This window comes from Bacillus sp. HMA207, from assembly GCF_003402455.1.
Classification (GTDB): Bacteria; Bacillota; Bacilli; order Bacillales; family Bacillaceae_G; genus Bacillus_A; species Bacillus_A cereus.
In genome coordinates, this window is the sequence record NZ_BEZT01000001.1 from 78,156 (window position 1) to 96,932 (window position 18,777).

An 18,777-nucleotide genomic window follows, 5' to 3' on the forward strand; every position below is an offset into this window, starting at 1 on the left:
TCTTATTTGTTACGTCATTCACACCTAAATTCCATTTTAACATTTAATTTGAAAAAATTCTCCTTTAATGGATGTATGCAGGGAATATTATCACCATATTATGTTTAAAATATTTTTGAAATCAGTATAAGAAATCCCATCCTTTCAAAGGATGGGATGCTATTAAGAAAATATAAAACTAAGTACTGATATGAATAAAGCGAAACCTAAAATAGTTCCACATATTTTCATATGACGCTTACGTCCCATTACGACAATCGCAACATATTCACGAATCATTGCGTTAGGCCAGTAATAAAATGCAGTTTTTGACCCGATTCCTTGGCTATTAAGACCAGCTTGTCTAGCGTATATACCAGCGCGGAAAAGGTGGAAATTATTTGTTGTAAAAATACTTTTATATTTACCTTCAGGTTTTAAAGAATCCATAATTTCTTTAGAGAACAACATATTTTGATATGTGTTTACAGAGCGATTTTCCTGGACTGTATGTTCAAGAGGAATTCCTTTTTCAACAGCATAATTTTGCATTGCCTCTGCTTCTGGAAGACCTTCATCTGGACCTTGACCACCAGAGAAAATAATTGTCGGTGGTGTATTTACAGCTGCTTGTTTCCAATAGAAGTCGATAGCTTTATTAATGCGGCTTGCAAGTAAGGGTGGTACTTTATCATTAATTAAGCCACTACCAAGAACGATAATGAAATCTTGATTACGTCTTGGTCTGTTAAATTGGTATAAAAAATAAGCGCTTAAGAAGTTAGATAAGTGTATAAAGAAATAGAAGCTTATAAGAGAAATAGCTGCGAAAATAGGCTCTAAATGCGATGAGACCAAACTTGCTGGATTTATGATAGGGAGTAACATAAAGAATAACATCCCTAAAGCAGCAAGGAGTGTTAAACAGTTAGTGAACCGTCTTCCTTCTCGCTTCATTAAAATTCTAGCATTAAGAAATAGCCCAAACATTAAAGCAACAATACCGAAAGGAAGCATAATAAGAAGTGCTAAAATAGGTAAAATTATAATATAGCGTAGGACATCACTACTTGAATTCACAGATATAATCACACAAAAAAGAAGGAAAAAACAGACAAAGGAATTAAATAAAAAGCCGTTTATTATTTTCCGCGGATCTTTTAAATATGAGATAAGAAAAATAATAAACAATATAAGAGGAATAATTCCAAAATACAGCATAAATATAGTACACCTCAACTTGTATAAGAATTTGACATACCTTTTATATTACATGATTTTATAAGTGAAAATGAAAGAAAAAGGATTTTGAATTTTCTCAATAAAATATATGGATACATATGTTACAATATATTCAAAGCGATATATTAAAAGTAAAATGGTTGAAAAGGCACTCAGTAGAGTGCTTTTTCTTTTTGTATGCAATTGTGCATATTATATTTTTTTTCAAATGAAGAGGATTACAATATAAGTTGTAGACAGACTTTATAAAGCAGAATTTAATACAAACATTTCCCTCTACTTTTTGTATCTAACAATCGTATAACAATAAATAATTCTGTTTTATAGTGTCTGTTTTTGAAAGGTGTCTTTTTTGAAGGCATCTTTTTTTGTTAGTATAGATAGTTTTCACTGTTAGCATAGTGTAAACTATCTATACTAAACATTAGCAATCTTCCGTATAAATATTATCAATTTACTATATATTCCAGTGGTGTTAACCTACATATGAAAGGCTTTCTTTTTCAAAATATTACCCCTAATAAAATTTTGAAGAAGTCAACTGTCTCCAAACTTGTCTTTATGCTTAAAGAAAAAGCACTCAAATTGAGTGCTTTTTCTTATTGAAACATGCTATTTTTCTAGGCGATTTTCATAAAATAAAAGTAAAGAAATGAAAGTGGGTGACAAAATGCCGGCAGTTGTGGAAGGTGTTATTATTGAAAACTGCAATGGAACAATTAATGTAGGTGACAAATATAACGTACAGCCGATTGAAAAGACGAAGGCTTATAATGGATCGGGATCATCAAATACAGGAATGAAAGTACAAACGTTTAGCGGGATTAGTACAGCTGATGTATGGGATAATGATGCGAATGATCAGGGGATACAGTTTACTTTATAGTACAGTATGTAAAATTGCATAAAATGATGAACTTGTCCTGTGCTACAATCTAGCTGTGAGCTGTTAATGATTCTTCTGTAGTATAGTTGTTAGATTAGAAATATAACATCTTATCGAAAATCATACGTAAAAAAAAGACACTTCAAACGAAGTGTCTTTTTTTAACTTAGTGATACCCTTTAGCAGAGTCTTTATGAATTTTATTTTTAAAAAGACTGTAGCTCCAAAGCTGATATCCAATAACGATTGGTACCATGACCATTGCAACGAAGAACATAATTTTTAAGTTTAATTGACTACCAGCTGCGTTGTATAACGTTGTACTGTATGCATCGTTAATACGAGAAGGTAACATTCTTGGGAACATACCTGCAAAGCCAGTTGTCATAAACATTGCGATTGTTAGGCAAACGAATGTGAACGCAAGGCCAATTTTATGTTTGTACACCATAATTAGTGCGAGTACACTCATTAGCATTGCAAGTACTGGAAGAATGAATAGTACCGGATATTCTGTAAAGTTTTGGAATAAGTTTGTTCTATTAGCAGTTGCTACATAGAAAATAGCTAAAATGATAGCAGCTGCCATTGAAAATGGTCTTGCGATTTTATAAGCACGATCAGATACTTCACCAGTCGTTTTAATCATGACCCAAAGGGCACCGGATACGACAAATATAGCAGTGAAGAAAAGACCACCTAATATACCGTAATGGTTTAGTAAGCTAAGTAAATTTCCTTCATAGCCATTTTTTCCGATTTGTAGTCCGTAATACAAGTTAGCGAATGTAACACCGAATAAGAAGGCGATTAGGAAACTGCCAATTGCAAATGCCCATTTACAAGTTTTTTGCCAAATTGGTGAATCATCTTTATGCATGAATTCCAGTCCAGCGGCACGAGCAAATAGTGCAAGTAATACTAAGAATAACGGTGTATATAAATAACTAAACATATTAGCATACGTGACTGGGAAGGCAGCAAATGTTGCGCCACCAGCTGTAATTAACCATACTTCATTACCGCCCCAGAACGGGCCAATTGCTTCTTGTAATTGATTTCGTTCTTGTCGATCTTTCGTAACGAAAGGGAAAATCATTCCGTTACCAAGTGCATACCCATCAAGAATGAAGTAAACTGTCCAAATCACGCCCCATAAACCGAACCAGATGATTGCAAGCATATCATGAGACATGAGCCACACCTCCCTCAGTAGCAGGTTCTTCTAATGCGGCAGGTCCTTTTTTAGCGAACTTCAGCATTAAGTATACGTCTGCGATTAAAAGTAAAGTGTAGAATAAAATTAAACTAATTAATGAGAACCAAATTTGCGGAACGGATATAGGTGATACAGATTCTGCTGTACGCATTAGTTTATATACTGTCCATGGCTGGCGACCTACTTCAGCGACGATCCATCCTGCGTTAATCGCGATATAAGGAAGTAAGACAGACCATATTGTAATTTTTAAATAACGTTTTGAGTTTTCTAGTTTTCCTTTTCGGTTTAAATAGAAGCCATACCAAGTTAATGCCATAAAGAACATACCGAGTGCAACCATTAATCGGAAGCTATAATACACGAGGTTAACATTTGGACGTTCATCTTTCGGAATATCTTTTAAACCAACAATTTCGCCATCAAATGAGTTTGTATAGAAGAAGCTTCCGAGTTTTGGAATCGTAAGGAATTCAAAATTCTTCTCGTTTTTCACATCAGGAATTTGAACAATTGAGAAGCCTTGTCCTTTTCCGGTTTCCCAAACTGCTTCCATCGCAGCTCCTTTTGCGGGTTGATATTTAGCCGCTGATACACCAGATTGATGTCCCATAAACGGTGTAATTGTTGCGGCGAATAAGCCTAACATTAAGCCGAACTTAAATGATTTTTTGAAGAATTCAACTTCATTTTTACGTAATAAGTGATAGGCACTAATTGCCATAACGAAGAAAGCACCAACAATATAACAACCAACTACAGTATGGAAGAACATATTCCAAGCGTATGGATTCGTAACGAGTGCCCAGAAATCATTTAATTCAGCGCGGCCGTTACGTACTACGTAGCCAACAGGGTTTTGCATAAAGCCGTTTGCTGTAATAATCCAAAGGGCAGAAATGTTTGTTCCAAGTGCAACCATCCACATGCAGAAGGCACGGAACTTTGGTGAAATTTTGTCTTTACCGAATAACCATATTCCCATGAAAGTAGATTCTAAGAAGAAGGCAACAAGTGCTTCGATTGCGAGAGGTGATCCGAAAATGTCTCCCATATATTTGGAGTACTCAGACCAGTTTGTTCCAAATTGGAATTCCATCGTAATCCCGGTTATAATCCCCATTACGAAGTTAATTGTAAATAATTTACCCCAGAAATTTGCCATTTTGCGGTATGTTGGATTCAATGTGCGGGCGTATTGAGTTTCCATACATGCTACTAAAATGACAAGTCCGATTGTCAAAGGTACAAATAAAAAGTGATAAAAAATAGTAATTGCAAATTGAAAACGACTCAGTAACAGAACGTCGGACATAATGAATATTCACTCCTTTTTTACATTATCTACAATCAGTTTATAGTGAAAATACGTTTAAAGTATGTGAAACTTGTTACAAAGCTGTGTGTATATTTTGAAAGAATTATGTCGATTATCTGAAAATATCTTATTTTTACTATAAAACGATATCCTTTTTGAGTTTTTCATATTTTGGTACACTATTTATGTAGTGTAAATGAGAGAAAAGAGGGTTCCTTACTATGAAGTCATTAGAAGAGATTTTGCAGTACAATGAGAAATTTGTTGAAGAGAAAAAATATGAAGAGTTTGTAGCGGGGAAATTTCCAAACAAAAAGATGGTAATTATTTCTTGTATGGATACAAGACTTGTTGAACTATTACCGAAAGCGATGAATATGCGTAACGGTGATGTGAAAATTATTAAAGTAGCAGGCGCTGTTATTTCACATCCATTTGGAAGTATTATGCGTAGTATTTTAGTCGCTGTATACGAACTTGGCGCTGATGAAGTTTGTGTAGTTGGTCACCATGATTGTGGTATGGCAAAAATTCAAGCAAGCAGTACGATTGAGAAAATGAAAGAACGCGGTATAACAGAAGAGAAATTAGATATGCTTCGTTATTCTGGAATCGATTTAGAACAATTCTTGCGCGGTTTCTCTAGTGTGGAAGAAAGTGTAGAACATAGCGTATCAGTACTTCGCAACCACCCATTACTTCCGGAAGAAGTACCTGTTCACGGTCTTGTTATAGATCCTGATACAGGAAAATTAGATTTAGTTGTAAATGGTTACGACAATTAAGAATTTACTTTGTCATCCTTTTTATCTGGGACAGGATCAAATCCTCCCGGGTGGAAAGGGTGACATTTTAATATACGCTTACAAGTAAGCCAAAAGCCTTTGAATGCACCATGTTTTTGAAACGCCTCTAATCCGTAATGAGAACAAGTCGGATAAAAACGGCATGTTGGTGGTGTCATCGGAGAAATGAATTTTTGATAAAAGCGTATAATCCCAATAAAAATCTGTTTCATAACGGTCTCCTTTTCAGCATATTCTTAAAGTATTATAGCACGACTGTACATAATACTTTACTAATGTGCATTTCCGTTATATCATATTGGATATAACGGAATTAAATTAAAAGCGGGAGAGATGTTGTATGCCATCAGTAGAAAGCTTTGAATTAGATCATACGATTGTAAAGGCACCTTATGTAAGACATTGCGGAGTTCACAATGTAGGTAGTGACGGTATTGTAAATAAATTTGATATTCGTTTCTGCCAACCGAATAAACAAGCAATGAAACCAGATGTTATTCATACGTTAGAACATTTATTAGCATTTAATTTACGTAAATATATTGATCGTTATCCGCACTTTGATATTATCGATATTTCACCGATGGGCTGCCAAACAGGATATTATCTTGTAGTAAGCGGAACACCGACAGTACGAGAAATTATTGATTTATTAGAACTAACATTAAAAGATGCGGTTCAAATTACAGAAATTCCAGCTGCAAATGAAACACAATGTGGTCAAGCGAAGCTTCACGATTTAGAAGGAGCACAACGCTTAATGAACTTCTGGTTAAGCCAAGATAAAGATGAACTTGAGAAAGTGTTTGGATAAAAAGGAAAACTGCCTGTGAAAGGGCAGTTTTTTTATTGTGCTAAGAGCGACCATACTCTTCTTTTTTATGAAAATATATTAGATACTCCAACATATAAAACAAAGGCAGAACCGAGAAAATAAACAAATGCTTTTGCTTTTTCCTGTTTCTTCATTTCATCAATTCCAAAAAGGATAAACATAATACTTAAAAGGATAAACACGTAAGGTAAAAGAATAGTGAAGTTTGCAAAGAAGCTAAATAGGGCGAGAGAAAGAGCGATAGTGGCGATTATAATTCGAATGTTTTTTAACATGGAATCCCCCTTAGTAGAAAGACATAGTTACTGAGAGAAAATAATTATAAATGCTAAATTGGTCAAAATTTCATTCTACATGTAGTGAAAGTAGTTCGATATTAAGAAGAAGAATATAAGACCAGAAACGAAAAAATACGGGATACTCATTGATTTTCGTCCGGATTTTAATTCATTAATTCCTAGAAGAATAAAGGAACAACTGAGAATAAATTGTAAGTATGGAAGAAGTGAAAAATTATCGGTAACATCGATATAAGTGCTTAGAATGAGTAAGAGAAGCATGAGAAATGCTAAAAAACTCCGTAATATAGTTAGAGTTAGCATTGTATAGCCTCCTTTAGACCATTTATCGGAATATTTCTGTGAAACCAATAAATAAAGCAGCGGCTCCTGCTAGTAGAGCGAGCACACTACCTCCTGTTTGCCTCTTTAATATTTCCTCTAAACTTATGGTGAGGGCCATAACTCCTAAAGAGATAAACATATACGGCATTATTTCTCTATTACTAGTAAAAAATCCATAGATTGCTATAGATAAAGCAATAAGTGATAAAGTAATCCGTACTCCTTTTAGCATGCATGTACCTCCTTTTTCTTTATTTGTTCAAATGCGATGAGAAACATTAAAGCCCCTAATAGAAATTGTGAAAGAGGTAAAAAATTATTTTGACCTGTATATAATCCAATTGCCGACATAACGATCACAGTGAGTGCTACTATGATGCGAAGTATATTAGGAATTCTCCTTATTCTTTTTTGTATAAGGATTGTCTTCTAGTTTATCGACGGAATGTTTATAAGCATAGCCTTTATTAATTGTCATGATGGAGAGTACGAGGATGATTAGGACGATGATAATACCGATAATTAATATTTTGAACATAAAATCCCTCCTTTTCTTTATTTTACATAATTTTGTAATTGATGAAAACAATAGAAATTAAAAGGATGAAAGAAGGGTGTTACATGGAGACGAAAAAAACATATTATATATCAATAGGAAACGGTCAAATTTCACAAGTGAAGACGGCGGATACGTATAATTTTGAGATTTCCGCAAATAATGAGGAAATTACGGAATTAAGAGAGCACTTCGATCAAGCATATGTAGAAGATTTAGGTTCATTTGTACGCTCCCACGTTCCATTTGTTGAGTATCATCACGATTCAAATAATGACCGATATGATGAACAACTACAAAAAGCATATAAAATGATTTACGATTTAGGAAATCATGAGACGAAAGAATTAGTCGCGCAAATGGGAATAATTAATGGATTGTAATTGGATAATATTATGCAGAAAAGCGAGAATATGCTACAATTTGTGGTAGGAAAAACTTGTAACCATCAATAGGGGAGTAATGGCATGTACAAATTTAAAGATTATTACCACAACACTGTACAATTATCGTTTGAACGTTATCCATTTTCTCCTGAGCCAAAGCATGTTTGGGTTGTATGCCGGTACGGGGATCAATGGTTATTAACGCATCATTTACGTCGCGGTCTTGAATTTCCGGGTGGTAAAGTAGAACTAGGGGAAACACCGGAAGAAGCGGCAGTTCGAGAGGTTCATGAAGAAACCGGCGGCATAGTTTCTGATTTAACTTACTTAGGACAATACAAAGTATCTGGAAAAGACAAAATAATCATTAAAAACATTTATTTTGCAACAATTAGTGCGGTAGAAGAACATACGCATTACGAAGAAACGAAAGGGTCTGTTTTATTAAAAGACATTCCTGACAACATTAAAACGAATAGAAAATTTAGCTTTATAATGCGCGATGACGTATTAGCGCGTACGATGAAACATATAGAAGAAATCGGCTGTTTTACGAAGTAAAGTAGCCGGTTTCTTTTTTTGTATGTAAGAATAAATGTAAATATATCTTTACATTATTTTGGGTATATTATACAATTTTGTAAAGATATATTTACATTTTAGGAGGGGGAAGATGGATAAAAGAAAAGAAACGACTGTTACTGTTTCGATGGTTAAATTAAACTTTTCTTTATTTTTTATAATAATTGCTTTGTCGTTTGGAATTGGTTATTTGCATATATTTCTTTCAGGTGGGGTTCAAGTCGAAGTTACATTATTAACGATGTTTCTTTTTATTATCGCAATGATTGTTCTCGTTTGTATTCATGAAGCGATACATTTAATTGGCTTTCGCTATATCGGAGGTGTTCCGTGGAGTGAACTAAAATGGGGCGTTAATTGGAAATTAGGTGTTGCATATGCTCATTCTAAACAGGCGGTTACAGTAAAGCAAATGAAGAAAGTGTTAATGCTTCCGTTTTTACCAACTGGAATTTTGCCAATTGTATTGGGATTAGCTATGAATCTGGAGCCACTCTCATTTTTAGGAATTCTACTAACAGCAGGGTGTATCGGCGACATTGCCGTATATCAAAAAGTTTCAAAGTTTCCAGATGATGCGCTAGTAAAAGATCATCCGAGTAAACCACAGTTTACAGTGTATGAATAATAAGAGGAGGCGTTTTTGAAAAACGCCTCCTCTTATTATTGTTACTTTTGGTTGGTGAATTGATATATTGTGAAAATCGCTGATATAATTTATTTGTTATTATTGTGTTGATACCTCCACCTCTAAAAACGAAAGCACCTCCAACAAATCATCTACGATACGTGAATGCTTAAAATCACCCCAAAACGAATCTTTTTTCCAAACACCAAGAATCCCTACTTGTTCATAACCAAGCACATCGTTTTCTGGATGATCTCCAACATAAAGACATTCTTCTGCCTTAACATCTAGTCTTTGCAAAGCACGTTCGAAAATTTCAGGGTGAGGTTTTTTTATTCCTTCAGCTTCTGAAACGAGAATGGTGTTTGTATACGTATGTATATGTAGTGCTCGAAGGTTGCTCATCTGAAATTCAGTAAAACCATTTGTGATAATACCAATTTTAATGTTTCGCTGTTTTAACTGTTGAAGTAGTTCATGCGTGTTTTTGAAAGGAATACAATGATGTTGGAAGTTTGTAATATAGTCGTGTAGTAGTTGCTCTTGCGTTAAAGTAGTAATGTTGTATTCGGAAAGGAGAGTAGCATATACTTTATCCTTCCACGTATAGCCATTATTATCGAGTTCAAGAAATCGAGAACAATACTCTGATTTCTCTATGCTCTTCAAATGTGAGGCGAAGCGATTATATTGCTCACAAATAAATTGTTCTAAAGATTGGCGCCGATCTAATAGTGTTCCATCTAAGTCGAATAGGATTGCACGAATCATGGGAAGCCTCCTTGCAGTTTTTATAATTAATTATCGCATATTCGCAAAAAAATGATTATGATATTTTGTAGAATGGAATAATGGGGGATTGTATGAAGAAACTGTATGGCAAGTTAGTGTGTTGTATTATAGCAAGCGGTTTAGTTGCAGGATGCGATAGTGCTATCGAGGTTACAAAAGAAAAAGAAATTTGTAAAACAGAAGAAGAGTGCACGCAAATAGGAGATAAAACATTACAAAAAGTATATAAAAAGATAGAGGGACTTTCAGAACTTGAAAAAGTAGAGGATTATGACATAGAAGAGTATGAAAGTATGAATATGAAAGAGGCGGAACAGAAAAAAGAAGAGGATGACAATTACTTCTTTTTAGCTTCTTATTATATCGATGATGATGAAATTGTAGATCCTTATTTTGAGAAATTGGATCGTAAGAGATTGAATAAAGTTTTTGCAGATGACGAAGTAGCAAAAGATGATTTGTTAAGTCAGCGACAAGATAGAGAGTATCATGAAACCTTATGGGACATGTATCGCACTCTCGTCCCAGTGAAATATCGTGAGAATATAACAGGATTTGGTCTAATAACGGATGGTTATGATGGCGTTGTTGCCCATGTCATGCCAAGTATAGATGACCCGAGAGATTGGGTGCTTAGTTTAGACGTGCTGGATTCTGGGGTGAATATAGATGAAGTGATGAAAACATTAATTCATGAAACGGCTCACGTATTAACGATTGGACATAAACAAGTACCAGTGGATAGAAAGTATTTAGAGGCGTTTGATGAAGAGAAAGACATTTCATCATATCGAAATAAATGTAAAACGGTGTTCTTGAAAAATGGATGTGCGAGAAAAACTTCGTATATTAACCAATTTTATAATGAATTTTGGAAACCAATTGAGCAAGAGTGGACAGAAAAGAAAGTAGAAGAAAGTGAAGAGGCACAAATTGAATTTTATAAAGAAAAGCATGATGATTTTGTATCGCTATATGGAACAACAAATGTAACGGAAGATATCGCAGATACATTTACAGCGTTCATTTTACAAGATTCAAAAAAGGTGAAAGAAGGAACAGAGTTAAAATATAAGAAAATTGCTTTCTTCTATCAGTTCCCTGAGCTTGTAAAAATGAGAGCGGAAGTGCTGTCGGGATTATATGATGTTTCAAAAACGATAGAACAACAAAGTGGAGACTAATGTGAGTTATGCTTTCGATATAGTTTCGTTAAAGAAAAGCGTGAAGAATTTTTAATTCTTTGCGTTTTTTTATGTTGATAAAATTGAAAATTCTGTATTTTTATCAAAAAGAAGAAGGAACTGGAGGCACAAAAGAGAATTAGTATAAAAATGTCACAATTTAGACACAATTATAATGCGCGTGTTGTAGGGACTATAAGTTTACTCTCGAGGAGGTAATGAAACGTATGAAAACGATTCTTGCTGTTGCTGGTCTCATTTGGGTAATGTCTCACGGTTTTCCGATTTTTGAAGGGGAGCAAATTCGTAGTGCTTTGAATGAAAAGTTTAATGATTATCATGTGATAGATCGAAAAGATAATGTCGTTACAGTACGTGTGAAAGACTGTTTCCATACAGTTACGGTTGCGGATGGAAACATTACAAATGAAACGAAAATGTGTGATAAAAGGTAAAAGAAAGAAGCTGACTATAGCGCACTGTTTTGAGTCAGCTTCTTTTTCTTTTTCCAATTAGAATTTTTTCAAATGCCTCAACAAATACATACATAAGAGTTGCAAGAACACATGTGAGTAGTACGCTAAGTAAGACGAGTGTGAAGTTAAAGACTTGGAATCCGTAGCTAATTAAGTAGCCAAGTCCTTGTTTGGAAACGAGAAGTTCTCCGAAAATAACACCGACCCAGGATAAACCAACATTTACTTTTAACGTTGAGATAATTGCTGGAAAGGATGCAGGGAGAACGACTTGCTTATAACATTGCCATTTATTTGCGCCAAATGTATCCATCACTTTTATATAGTTAGAATCGACTTCTTGAAATGCACTGTAAATAACGAGAATGGTAATGATGATGGAAATGATTACTCCCATTGCGATAGAAGATGAAATGTTTGGACCGAAAATAACGATGATGATTGGACCGAGTGCAACTTTTGGCATTGCATTTAGGACGACGAGGTAAGGATCAAGTACGCGGGCTAGAAGTGGCATCCACCAAAGAAACGTGGCAATAATAGCACCGAGTACCGTTCCGAGAATGAAACCTACTCCTGTTTCCAGCAATGTCGTCCATATGTGGACCCAAAGTGAACCGTCGATCCATTTCGTTAAGAAGAGATCCCAAATACTCGAAGGAGAACTAAAGAGTAAAGGATCGATCCATTCTTTTTTGCTAGCTATTTCCCATAGTGCAAAGAAAAGAATAAGTAGTAAAAGCTGTAGTGAGCGAGCAATCCAAGCACGCCTGCGTTCTTTCTTTCGAAATTGTTCATGTAGTTGTTTTATATTATCCAAGTCGTTCCAGCTCCTTCCATATATCTTGAAAGAGGGCTGGGAAATCGTAGTGATGGCGTGCTTCTAACGGTGATAAAGAACGGATACTTTCCGGGACGATAAAGGTTTTCGCGATTTTTCCAGGATTCGCTTGAAGTAAATAAATACGATCACTCATCGCAATCGCCTCTTCAATATCGTGAGTAACAAGTAGTGATGTTTTCTTATATTTATTTAGTAAGTTGAAAACGAGTTCTTCTAGTTTTAATTTCGTTTGATAATCGAGTGCGGAGAATGGTTCATCTAGTAATAAAATTTTCGGATCAGTTGCTAACGTTCGAACGAGAGCAGCACGTTGACGCATACCGCCGGATAGTTCACGAGGATATTGTCCTTCTACCCCATGTAGACCGACTTGCTTTAAAAGGTTTAAAGTATGTTCTTTCATTTGTTCATCATAAATTCTTCGAATATGAAGTCCAAGCATAATATTTTCTTCAATCGTTTTCCACGGGAATAAGTAATCTTGCTGCAACATATATCCCATAGATGATGTTTTCGTTGTAATTGGTTCACCATCTAAAAAGACAATACCATCAATTGGATCAAGTAACCCAGCAATGATTGAGAGGAGCGTTGTTTTACCGCAACCACTTGGGCCGAGTATAGAAATAAATTCGCCTTCTTCCACTTGTAAGCTCATATCTTCAAGAATAAGTTTGGCATTCTCTTTTGCAAAAAAGCAGTGAGAAACGTTACGTATTTGTAAAAAACTCATACACTTCGCCTCTATTTCTTAATAACGCTTTCGGCAATTTTTGTATTGACGAGCGCTTCATGTGGGACTTCTTTTTGTAATTCACCAGCGTCTTTCATAATCGTTTGGAGCTGTTTCCATTCTTCCGCATCTAGTAGTGGATTTGTCGCATAAGAATGTTGCTTTTTATACCGTTCAATTACTTTTACTGTAATGTCTTTTGAAGTGTCTTTAAATAGCGGGGAAACAGCATCAGCAATCTCTTCTGGACTATGTGTATCAACCCATTGCTGTGCTTTATAGAGCGCACGTGTGAACTTTTCAGCAGCAGCTTTATCTTTCTTTAAGAAACTTTCTTTTGCCATGAATGTTGTATAAGGAACAGTACCAGATTCATTTCCGAATGAAGCGACGATATAACCTTTACCTTCTTTTTCGAATATGCTTGCAGTCGGTTCAAAGAGCTGGACAAACTCTCCTGTACCAGATGCAAAGGCATTTGCAATATTAGCAAATTCGATATTTTGAATTAAGTTCGTATCTTTGCGAGGATCAATGCCATTTTTCTTTAAAACGTATTCCCCAACCATTTGCGGCATGCCGCCTTTACGCTGTCCTAAAAATGTAACACCTTTTACGTCATTCCAATTAAAAGAGTCTAGTTTTTTACGTGAAACTAAAAATGTCCCATCTGTTTGTGTAAGTTGTGCAAAGTTAATGACAGGGTCTTTCGCTCCTTGTTGATGAACGTAAATAGATGTTTCAGAACCGACGAGAGCAATATCAATTCCGCCAGATAATAGGGTGGTCATCGTTTTATCGCCACCAGCTGTTGTTTGTAGGTCAATATTTAGTCCTTCATCTTTAAAAAATCCTTTTTCAATCCCGACATATAATGGGGCATAGAAGAGAGAATGGGTAACTTCGCCGACGCGAATGTTTTGGGTTTGTTCTTTCGTACTTTCTTTTTTACTACTACAAGCAGCAAAAGTAAAAACAGCTAGTAACATGATGCAAAAAATCGCGATTAATTTTTTCACTATATAACACCTCCCAGAAGTCACTCTACAAGCATGATATGTAGGTAAGTGCCCATATGTGAGTGTAGATAGCAGGAATTTTTTTGGAGGTAAAGAAGTACAAATATAAGGGGTGATAAAATGGAGTACGAATACGATGATAGCGTACATTTACATCTTGATTATTTCGGGACAGAATGTGATATGGAATCGATTGCTTATAAGAGGAAGAATGAAGACGTATGGGATGTGTATTTTAATTTTGGAGTATACGGTATTCAGAAAGACGATGTAGAGTTAGGTAGGTTTATGGATGAATATGCCGGTTATTACGTTTTTTCTGTACATGCTCGCGACCTTAGTTGGGAATTTGGAAGTGCCCAGTTTGAAGAGTGGGTTTTGAAAAATCGGATAGTAGAAAAAACGCTACAAAAATAGGAGGAATTTTGTGATTGGATTTCTCATCTTATTATTTATTTTTGTGGCCGGATTTTTTATTATGCAAATGCTTATTTACCGATTTGTAAAGAAAAACATCCATAAATATACAAAAATAAAATGGTTTCATATGTGGCTACATATGAATATGAAAAAAAAAGGCCCGAGATTAGATTTTTTTGATTTTGTAGTTACAGTACTCGTATGTATCGTATGGAAAATATGGCTGCTTCCTTTTATATAATACACATGCTAATCATCTTCTCTTTTATCATAAAATAACGAAAAGAACCTGTCTTGTGGCGGGTTCTTTTCGTTATAGTAATAGTTGTAAAAAACTTGCATTTATACATAAAACAGTGAGTGGTGTTGTGAAAGATATTTTGACAAATACAGAAACACATACATACGGAATTAAAGTGTAATTACAGAATGGACAAATTGGCCGTGTGTAAAGTGTGGGGAATAAGAAAGAGGTCGTCCAACGGTGGACGACCTCTTTCTTATTATGCTTGGTTAGTGCGGAAGAATGGAAGTTTCTGCACAATGTGAATTAATCCGTATGCAAGAATTAAGCACATAAGAGGATTAATGAAAAATCCATAGCGATTAATTGCTAAGAATAAGTTTGAGAAGATAATGTAAATAATAGAACTTGCTACTAGCATCATAACGCGTTTATGTTTAAATGAATTTAGCATGAAGCAGAAGCTGCTCAAGAATGTACCGATGATAAACACTCTATGACATAGTTGCATAAAGTTGTGAATACGGTATTGGTCTACAGCAGGAGCTGTTTTGAATAATTCAATTGTTTTACCGACAGTGAACCAAGAGAACCAATAAGTGAAGTCCGTCTTAAATCCGTTCTTGATTAATTCTTTTGCGTATGCACCTTTGTCATCTAAGCCTTTAGCTCTCATTTCATTTACTATATTTTCATATCCAATTTTATTAAATGGATCTGCACCGGCAATTAGTGGATCTGCACCTTGGGTTGAGAATAAAATAAATTGGTTGAGTGCTAAGTAGTTACGAACAACCCATGCGCCAATAATAAAGAAAGGTCCGATAAACCATAACAATCCGATTCGAATGGAGTCTTTAAATCCATATGTAAATAACACAACAAGAACAGGAATGAGCATCATTGGAGCTGGATTTGGACGGAACATAAGTAAAATTGAAACGACAATTCCAAACCATATATGGAATTTCACTTTATTGTATTTCCATGCGAGAACAAATACATATACACATAACGCCAATAAGAATATGGATGGAACTTCTGTTAGCAATGTACGGAAGTATGTATAGTTACTTGGATAAATAGCATATAAAATACTTGCAACAATTCCATAAATGTTTTTTTCGAACAATTCTTTTCCTATTAAGAATACTAATAGCACTGTGCAAAGGTTCATGATCATATTAATAACAGTTGCTACGTAATAGTAAGGAATTGATGTAATATCAGAAATAATCATAGCGCCAGCTAATAGTAATGGCTGACCTGGTGTAATATATGCATTTTTTCCTGGAACTTCACTAGGTTCTAAATACACATAACCAAATACACCATGTTTTAATAGTTGTTCAGCTGTTAACGAATAGTTAAAGGCATCATTTGCACCATATGTTACTTTGACTAACTCTCCATCTAATCCTGGCTGTTTTACTAAACAAAAAACGTGCAACAGGAAAGAAAGCGCCAAAATTACATATACCGCTTTAGGCAAACTCTTAAACTTAGTAAGCAAAAATGAGCAACTCCTTTTTTATTAATTCTTTCGTATTTTTATGTGAAATCTTTAATAGTATTAAGGATTTCCAAAACATAGTTATTATATCATAAAGTGGAATGCTGAAATTAAGTTTTTCAAGAATGAGTAATTTGTATGCCACAATTTAACTGTTGATTAAGGGAATATTAAGACAATACATTTATGATAGAAACAAGTATGCAGACGAAATATGTAATATATGTTATTTTAATAGAAATAGTTCTTTCGATGCGGGGGAAATTAAGACATAGAAACGAGGGAATGAATTGAAGTATGGTTCTACACTTTTTCATCTTCCAAAAAGAAATATATTAATTTCTAGCATTATAAGTAGTATGGTGACTTTATTAGTAATAACTATGCTGTTTATGATTTTAAAGGTTTTCAATTTAGACATGATGAAAGATCATTTAAATCAAAAGCTTGTTTTAAGTGTTATGATGATTTTCGTATGGGGCATAACGTTTTATATTACGCATTTCAATAAAAAAGAGATGTCTATACTTAGAGCATCCCTACGAGTGCATTTTATATTATTTTTGCTAGCTCATACAGTAGCGTTATTTTATATTGTCATGCAAGTTAATATGAGTTTCATAGAGGCAATGAATTGGATTTACTTTTATAATATGCAGTTTATATTAAGTTTTGTAGTAATTTATGCAATATATATTCTTGTATATAATTTAATAGGTAAGGTTTTTCTAAGTATGGTTTTAACGAGCTGTACGTTAGTCATTTTATGTATTGTGAATTATTTGAAGCTTATTTTCAGAGGTGATCCGTTATATCCTTCTGATTTCACACAAATTACGCATATGCAATCTGTTATACCGATGGTGATGGACTATTTTAGTTGGAGTTATATTTTTGTCATTATCGTAAGTATCGTAGCTTGTATTGTAGCAGGGATATATATGAGAAGGTATATTCAAAATGTAAAGATTCATCTAGGAATAAGAGCCTTATTAGTAGTAGGATCTATTTTTGTTCTATATGCGTATGGTAATTTTGCGAATACATTTATGAATAAAGTATTTCAAAAATCAGGTGTAGATTTTGTTTTGTGGAATCAAAATGAGAACTATGCTTCAAATGGTTTTGTACTTGGGTTTATTAGCAATTTAGATACAACAGTTATGGAAAAACCAAAAAATTATTCTAAAGAAAATATGCTTCAAATAGCAAACGATATAAAAAAACAATATAGTGGAAATATAGGGAGCCAAAATAAAAAAGAGAAACCGAATATTATTTTTGTAATGAGTGAATCGTTTTGGGATCCGACGAAAGTAACTAACCTTTCTTTTAGTGAAGATCCTGTACCAAATTTACATCATTATATAGAAAACTTTCCTGGTGGACAAACTATTTCTCCTACATTTGGGGGGAATACGGCGAACGTTGAATTTGAGGCATTAACAAGTTATTCAATGAGTTTGTTAAAGCCAGGTTCTATACCATATCAGCAGGTTATTACAAATAAGAAAGAAATTCCATCAATTCCTACAGCGTTGAAAAAAGAAGGTTATTATACAAGTGCAATTCATTCATTTGGTCGCACATTCTTTAAACGTGATGATGTATATAAGGTGTTAGGGTTTGATAAGTTTAATGCAGAGGACACGATGGAAAATGTGGATATTGATGGAGATTATATTAGTGATTTAGCGATGAGTAAAGAGATAATTGCTGAGTTAGAGAAACAAAAACAACCTACATTTATTCATGCAGTTACGATGCAAAATCATTTTCCATTTACAGAGGGCCGATTTGGTGAAAACCTAATCGAAATTAGTGGTCTAGAAAATGAAGAATCAAAGGGAGAATTAGAGACGTATACAGAAGGATTAAGACGTTCAGATGAGGCTCTTCAATATTTAATAGAGCAACTAGATAATTTTGATAGACCTACATTATTAGTATTCTTTGGAGATCATCTTCCATCATTAGGAACAAATAAATCTTTTTATAAAGAAAATGGGTATATAACGAATGAAAAAACACCGAATGAACGTTTAGCGATGGCGCAAACACCGCTATTAATGTATGCAAACTTTGATATGCCAAATGATAATTTAGGTTTAGTAAGCCCAATTCATTTTTCTAATCTTATTTTTGATTATGCAGGATTAAATAAATCCTTATTTTATCAATTTTTATCGGAACTTTACAAGGAAATACCAGTGCTTAGAGATGAATTAAAAGTTGATAAAAATGGAGAAGTAATCAATGATTTAACAAAGAAACAAAAAGAAATGTTAGAGCAATATAAAATGCTTCAATATGATTTACTCGTTGGAAATCAATATAGTAAAGATATCCTCTTTAAATAAAAGAAACAAAAAGAACTTGTATAACGATACAAGTTCTTTTTTCATAGTATTTAACGGGGTAACCAGACAAGCTGGGTTTAGGGAGTATTACTTGTACATTTAGTATATATGAAAATGTAATCGTTTTATTTG

General features: G+C 34.2%; 23 protein-coding genes and 1 pseudogene. 12 read left to right on the forward strand and 12 right to left on the reverse strand.

The features are described from left to right. Positions 1–162: 162 nt before the first annotated feature. A complete protein-coding gene (locus tag HMAS_RS00495) occupies positions 163–1,200 on the reverse strand; it encodes a YdcF family protein (protein ID WP_000965218.1) in 1,038 nt (345 codons plus the stop codon). 673 nt (positions 1,201–1,873) lie between these two features. On the opposite strand from HMAS_RS00495, the gene HMAS_RS00500 reads away from it, so the two are divergent. Further along, positions 1,874–2,107, forward strand: a complete 234-nt coding sequence (locus HMAS_RS00500) for a spore germination protein (protein WP_002001299.1) — start codon at positions 1,874–1,876, stop codon at positions 2,105–2,107. 166 nt (positions 2,108–2,273) lie between these two features. Here the strand turns inward: HMAS_RS00500 and cydB are convergent, their stop codons facing one another. Then, the gene (gene cydB / locus HMAS_RS00505; RefSeq protein WP_006925605.1) at positions 2,274–3,302 is read right to left on the reverse strand and encodes a cytochrome d ubiquinol oxidase subunit II; all 1,029 of its coding nucleotides are present in this window, start codon (positions 3,300–3,302) and stop codon (positions 2,274–2,276) included. Further along, complete coding sequence (gene cydA, locus HMAS_RS00510) at positions 3,292–4,641, reverse strand: cytochrome ubiquinol oxidase subunit I (protein ID WP_001286188.1); 1,350 nt, start codon at positions 4,639–4,641, stop codon at positions 3,292–3,294. Before cydA ends, cydB begins: the two co-directional genes overlap by 11 nt. Before the next feature lie 224 nt (positions 4,642–4,865). Between cydA and HMAS_RS00515 the strand changes: the two genes are divergently transcribed. Next, positions 4,866–5,429, forward strand: a complete 564-nt coding sequence (locus HMAS_RS00515) for a beta-class carbonic anhydrase (RefSeq protein ID WP_000838159.1) — start codon at positions 4,866–4,868, stop codon at positions 5,427–5,429. Here the strand turns inward: HMAS_RS00515 and yidD are convergent. Further along, a complete protein-coding gene (gene yidD / locus HMAS_RS00520; protein WP_000809330.1) occupies positions 5,426–5,662 on the reverse strand; it encodes a membrane protein insertion efficiency factor YidD in 237 nt (78 codons plus the stop codon). The genes HMAS_RS00515 and yidD overlap by 4 nt on opposite strands. A 128-nt stretch (positions 5,663–5,790) precedes the next feature. Here yidD and luxS point away from each other — a divergent pair, with 128 nt between their 5' ends. After that, a complete protein-coding gene (gene luxS / locus HMAS_RS00525) occupies positions 5,791–6,264 on the forward strand; it encodes an S-ribosylhomocysteine lyase LuxS (protein WP_001141371.1) in 474 nt (157 codons plus the stop codon). 65 nt (positions 6,265–6,329) lie between these two features. Here luxS and HMAS_RS00530 read toward each other — a convergent pair whose 3' ends face one another. The 3 genes from HMAS_RS00530 to ytzI all read right to left on the reverse strand — a co-directional run bounded on the left by HMAS_RS00530 (position 6,330) and on the right by ytzI (position 7,446). Beyond that, positions 6,330–6,560 (reverse strand): YczI family protein, encoded by a 231-nt coding sequence (locus HMAS_RS00530; RefSeq protein ID WP_000916678.1) that lies wholly within the window; start codon positions 6,558–6,560, stop codon positions 6,330–6,332. A gap of 349 nt (positions 6,561–6,909) precedes the next feature. Next, positions 6,910–7,140 (reverse strand): DUF3953 domain-containing protein, encoded by a 231-nt coding sequence (locus HMAS_RS00540; RefSeq protein ID WP_000912059.1) that lies wholly within the window; start codon positions 7,138–7,140, stop codon positions 6,910–6,912. 156 nt (positions 7,141–7,296) lie between these two features. Beyond that, entirely contained in the window at positions 7,297–7,446 is a 150-nt protein-coding gene (ytzI, locus tag HMAS_RS00545; RefSeq protein WP_000472791.1) for a YtzI protein, read from the reverse strand. Between the two features lie 83 nt (positions 7,447–7,529). Between ytzI and HMAS_RS00550 the strand changes: the two genes are divergently transcribed. The 3 genes from HMAS_RS00550 to HMAS_RS00560 all read left to right on the forward strand — a co-directional run bounded on the left by HMAS_RS00550 (position 7,530) and on the right by HMAS_RS00560 (position 9,060). Continuing rightward, positions 7,530–7,847 (forward strand): hydrolase, encoded by a 318-nt coding sequence (locus HMAS_RS00550; RefSeq protein WP_116344662.1) that lies wholly within the window; start codon positions 7,530–7,532, stop codon positions 7,845–7,847. Positions 7,848–7,931: 84 nt separating this feature from the next. Further along, positions 7,932–8,411, forward strand: coding sequence for an antimutator 8-oxo-(dGTP/GTP)ase (gene mutTA, locus HMAS_RS00555; protein ID WP_000276385.1), 480 nt, complete (start codon positions 7,932–7,934; stop codon positions 8,409–8,411). A 112-nt stretch (positions 8,412–8,523) separates the two neighbouring features. After that, positions 8,524–9,060, forward strand: coding sequence for a DUF3267 domain-containing protein (locus HMAS_RS00560; protein WP_000361288.1), 537 nt, complete (start codon positions 8,524–8,526; stop codon positions 9,058–9,060). 99 nt (positions 9,061–9,159) lie between these two features. Here HMAS_RS00560 and HMAS_RS00565 read toward each other — a convergent pair whose 3' ends face one another. Then, positions 9,160–9,831 carry an HAD family hydrolase gene (locus HMAS_RS00565; protein WP_116344663.1) on the reverse strand — a complete coding sequence of 224 codons (672 nt, stop codon included), beginning with the start codon at positions 9,829–9,831 and terminating at the stop codon, positions 9,160–9,162. A gap of 92 nt (positions 9,832–9,923) precedes the next feature. On the opposite strand from HMAS_RS00565, the gene HMAS_RS00570 reads away from it, so the two are divergent. Together HMAS_RS00570 and HMAS_RS00575 are read left to right on the forward strand one after the other, a co-directional pair. Next, a complete protein-coding gene (locus HMAS_RS00570) occupies positions 9,924–11,036 on the forward strand; it encodes a hypothetical protein (RefSeq protein WP_000737819.1) in 1,113 nt (370 codons plus the stop codon). A 227-nt stretch (positions 11,037–11,263) separates the two neighbouring features. Next, positions 11,264–11,491, forward strand: coding sequence for a hypothetical protein (locus HMAS_RS00575; protein WP_000849112.1), 228 nt, complete (start codon positions 11,264–11,266; stop codon positions 11,489–11,491). Between the two features lie 34 nt (positions 11,492–11,525). On the opposite strand, the gene HMAS_RS00580 is transcribed toward HMAS_RS00575, so the two are convergent. The 3 genes from HMAS_RS00580 to HMAS_RS00590 are packed head-to-tail and all read right to left on the reverse strand — an operon-like array spanning position 11,526 to position 14,108. Beyond that, positions 11,526–12,332 carry an ABC transporter permease gene (locus HMAS_RS00580; protein WP_000368771.1) on the reverse strand — a complete coding sequence of 269 codons (807 nt, stop codon included), beginning with the start codon at positions 12,330–12,332 and terminating at the stop codon, positions 11,526–11,528. Continuing rightward, the gene (locus HMAS_RS00585; protein WP_000009035.1) at positions 12,325–13,089 is read right to left on the reverse strand and encodes an ABC transporter ATP-binding protein; all 765 of its coding nucleotides are present in this window, start codon (positions 13,087–13,089) and stop codon (positions 12,325–12,327) included. The genes HMAS_RS00580 and HMAS_RS00585 overlap by 8 nt, the downstream gene beginning before the upstream one ends. A gap of 11 nt (positions 13,090–13,100) precedes the next feature. Further along, positions 13,101–14,108, reverse strand: a complete 1,008-nt coding sequence (locus HMAS_RS00590) for an ABC transporter substrate-binding protein (RefSeq protein ID WP_000733152.1) — start codon at positions 14,106–14,108, stop codon at positions 13,101–13,103. Between the two features lie 120 nt (positions 14,109–14,228). Here HMAS_RS00590 and HMAS_RS00595 point away from each other — a divergent pair, with 120 nt between their 5' ends. The 3 genes and pseudogenes from HMAS_RS00595 to HMAS_RS27975 all read left to right on the forward strand — a co-directional run. Next, a complete protein-coding gene (locus HMAS_RS00595) occupies positions 14,229–14,525 on the forward strand; it encodes a DUF3986 family protein (protein ID WP_000455580.1) in 297 nt (98 codons plus the stop codon). 10 nt (positions 14,526–14,535) lie between these two features. After that, complete coding sequence (locus HMAS_RS00600) at positions 14,536–14,769, forward strand: hypothetical protein (protein WP_044307036.1); 234 nt, start codon at positions 14,536–14,538, stop codon at positions 14,767–14,769. A 109-nt stretch (positions 14,770–14,878) separates the two neighbouring features. Next, positions 14,879–14,950, forward strand: a pseudogene (locus HMAS_RS27975) (DUF2196 domain-containing protein); the annotation flags it as partial. A gap of 81 nt (positions 14,951–15,031) precedes the next feature. On the opposite strand, the gene HMAS_RS00610 reads toward HMAS_RS27975, so the two are convergent. Continuing rightward, positions 15,032–16,285, reverse strand: coding sequence for a glycosyltransferase family 39 protein (locus tag HMAS_RS00610; RefSeq protein ID WP_000956221.1), 1,254 nt, complete (start codon positions 16,283–16,285; stop codon positions 15,032–15,034). 290 nt (positions 16,286–16,575) lie between these two features. Here HMAS_RS00610 and HMAS_RS00615 point away from each other — a divergent pair, with 290 nt between their 5' ends. Next, a complete protein-coding gene (locus HMAS_RS00615; RefSeq protein WP_000873636.1) occupies positions 16,576–18,645 on the forward strand; it encodes an LTA synthase family protein in 2,070 nt (689 codons plus the stop codon). The last annotated feature ends 132 nt before the right edge of the window (positions 18,646–18,777 follow it).

Excerpts from the sequence above, each read along its gene's own strand:
- HMAS_RS00495 (WP_000965218.1), bottom strand. The coding sequence starts at position 1,200 with ATGCTGTATTTTGGAATTATTCCTCTTATATTGTTTATTATTTTTCTT.
- yidD (WP_000809330.1), bottom strand. The coding sequence starts at position 5,662 with ATGAAACAGATTTTTATTGGGATTATACGCTTTTATCAAAAATTCATT.
- cydA (WP_001286188.1), bottom strand. The coding sequence starts at position 4,641 with ATGTCCGACGTTCTGTTACTGAGTCGTTTTCAATTTGCAATTACTATT.
- mutTA (WP_000276385.1), top strand. The coding sequence starts at position 7,932 with ATGTACAAATTTAAAGATTATTACCACAACACTGTACAATTATCGTTT.
- HMAS_RS00575 (WP_000849112.1), top strand. The coding sequence starts at position 11,264 with ATGAAAACGATTCTTGCTGTTGCTGGTCTCATTTGGGTAATGTCTCAC.
- HMAS_RS00570 (WP_000737819.1), top strand. The coding sequence starts at position 9,924 with ATGAAGAAACTGTATGGCAAGTTAGTGTGTTGTATTATAGCAAGCGGT.
- HMAS_RS00595 (WP_000455580.1), top strand. The coding sequence starts at position 14,229 with ATGGAGTACGAATACGATGATAGCGTACATTTACATCTTGATTATTTC.
- HMAS_RS00500 (WP_002001299.1), top strand. The coding sequence starts at position 1,874 with ATGAAAGTGGGTGACAAAATGCCGGCAGTTGTGGAAGGTGTTATTATT.
- HMAS_RS00540 (WP_000912059.1), bottom strand. The coding sequence starts at position 7,140 with ATGCTAAAAGGAGTACGGATTACTTTATCACTTATTGCTTTATCTATA.
- HMAS_RS00565 (WP_116344663.1), bottom strand. The coding sequence starts at position 9,831 with ATGATTCGTGCAATCCTATTCGACTTAGATGGAACACTATTAGATCGG.
- HMAS_RS00585 (WP_000009035.1), bottom strand. The coding sequence starts at position 13,089 with ATGAGTTTTTTACAAATACGTAACGTTTCTCACTGCTTTTTTGCAAAA.
- cydB (WP_006925605.1), bottom strand. The coding sequence starts at position 3,302 with ATGTCTCATGATATGCTTGCAATCATCTGGTTCGGTTTATGGGGCGTG.
- HMAS_RS00550 (WP_116344662.1), top strand. The coding sequence starts at position 7,530 with ATGGAGACGAAAAAAACATATTATATATCAATAGGAAACGGTCAAATT.
- HMAS_RS00515 (WP_000838159.1), top strand. The coding sequence starts at position 4,866 with ATGAAGTCATTAGAAGAGATTTTGCAGTACAATGAGAAATTTGTTGAA.
- luxS (WP_001141371.1), top strand. The coding sequence starts at position 5,791 with ATGCCATCAGTAGAAAGCTTTGAATTAGATCATACGATTGTAAAGGCA.
- HMAS_RS00530 (WP_000916678.1), bottom strand. The coding sequence starts at position 6,560 with ATGTTAAAAAACATTCGAATTATAATCGCCACTATCGCTCTTTCTCTC.
- ytzI (WP_000472791.1), bottom strand. The coding sequence starts at position 7,446 with ATGTTCAAAATATTAATTATCGGTATTATCATCGTCCTAATCATCCTC.
- HMAS_RS00560 (WP_000361288.1), top strand. The coding sequence starts at position 8,524 with ATGGATAAAAGAAAAGAAACGACTGTTACTGTTTCGATGGTTAAATTA.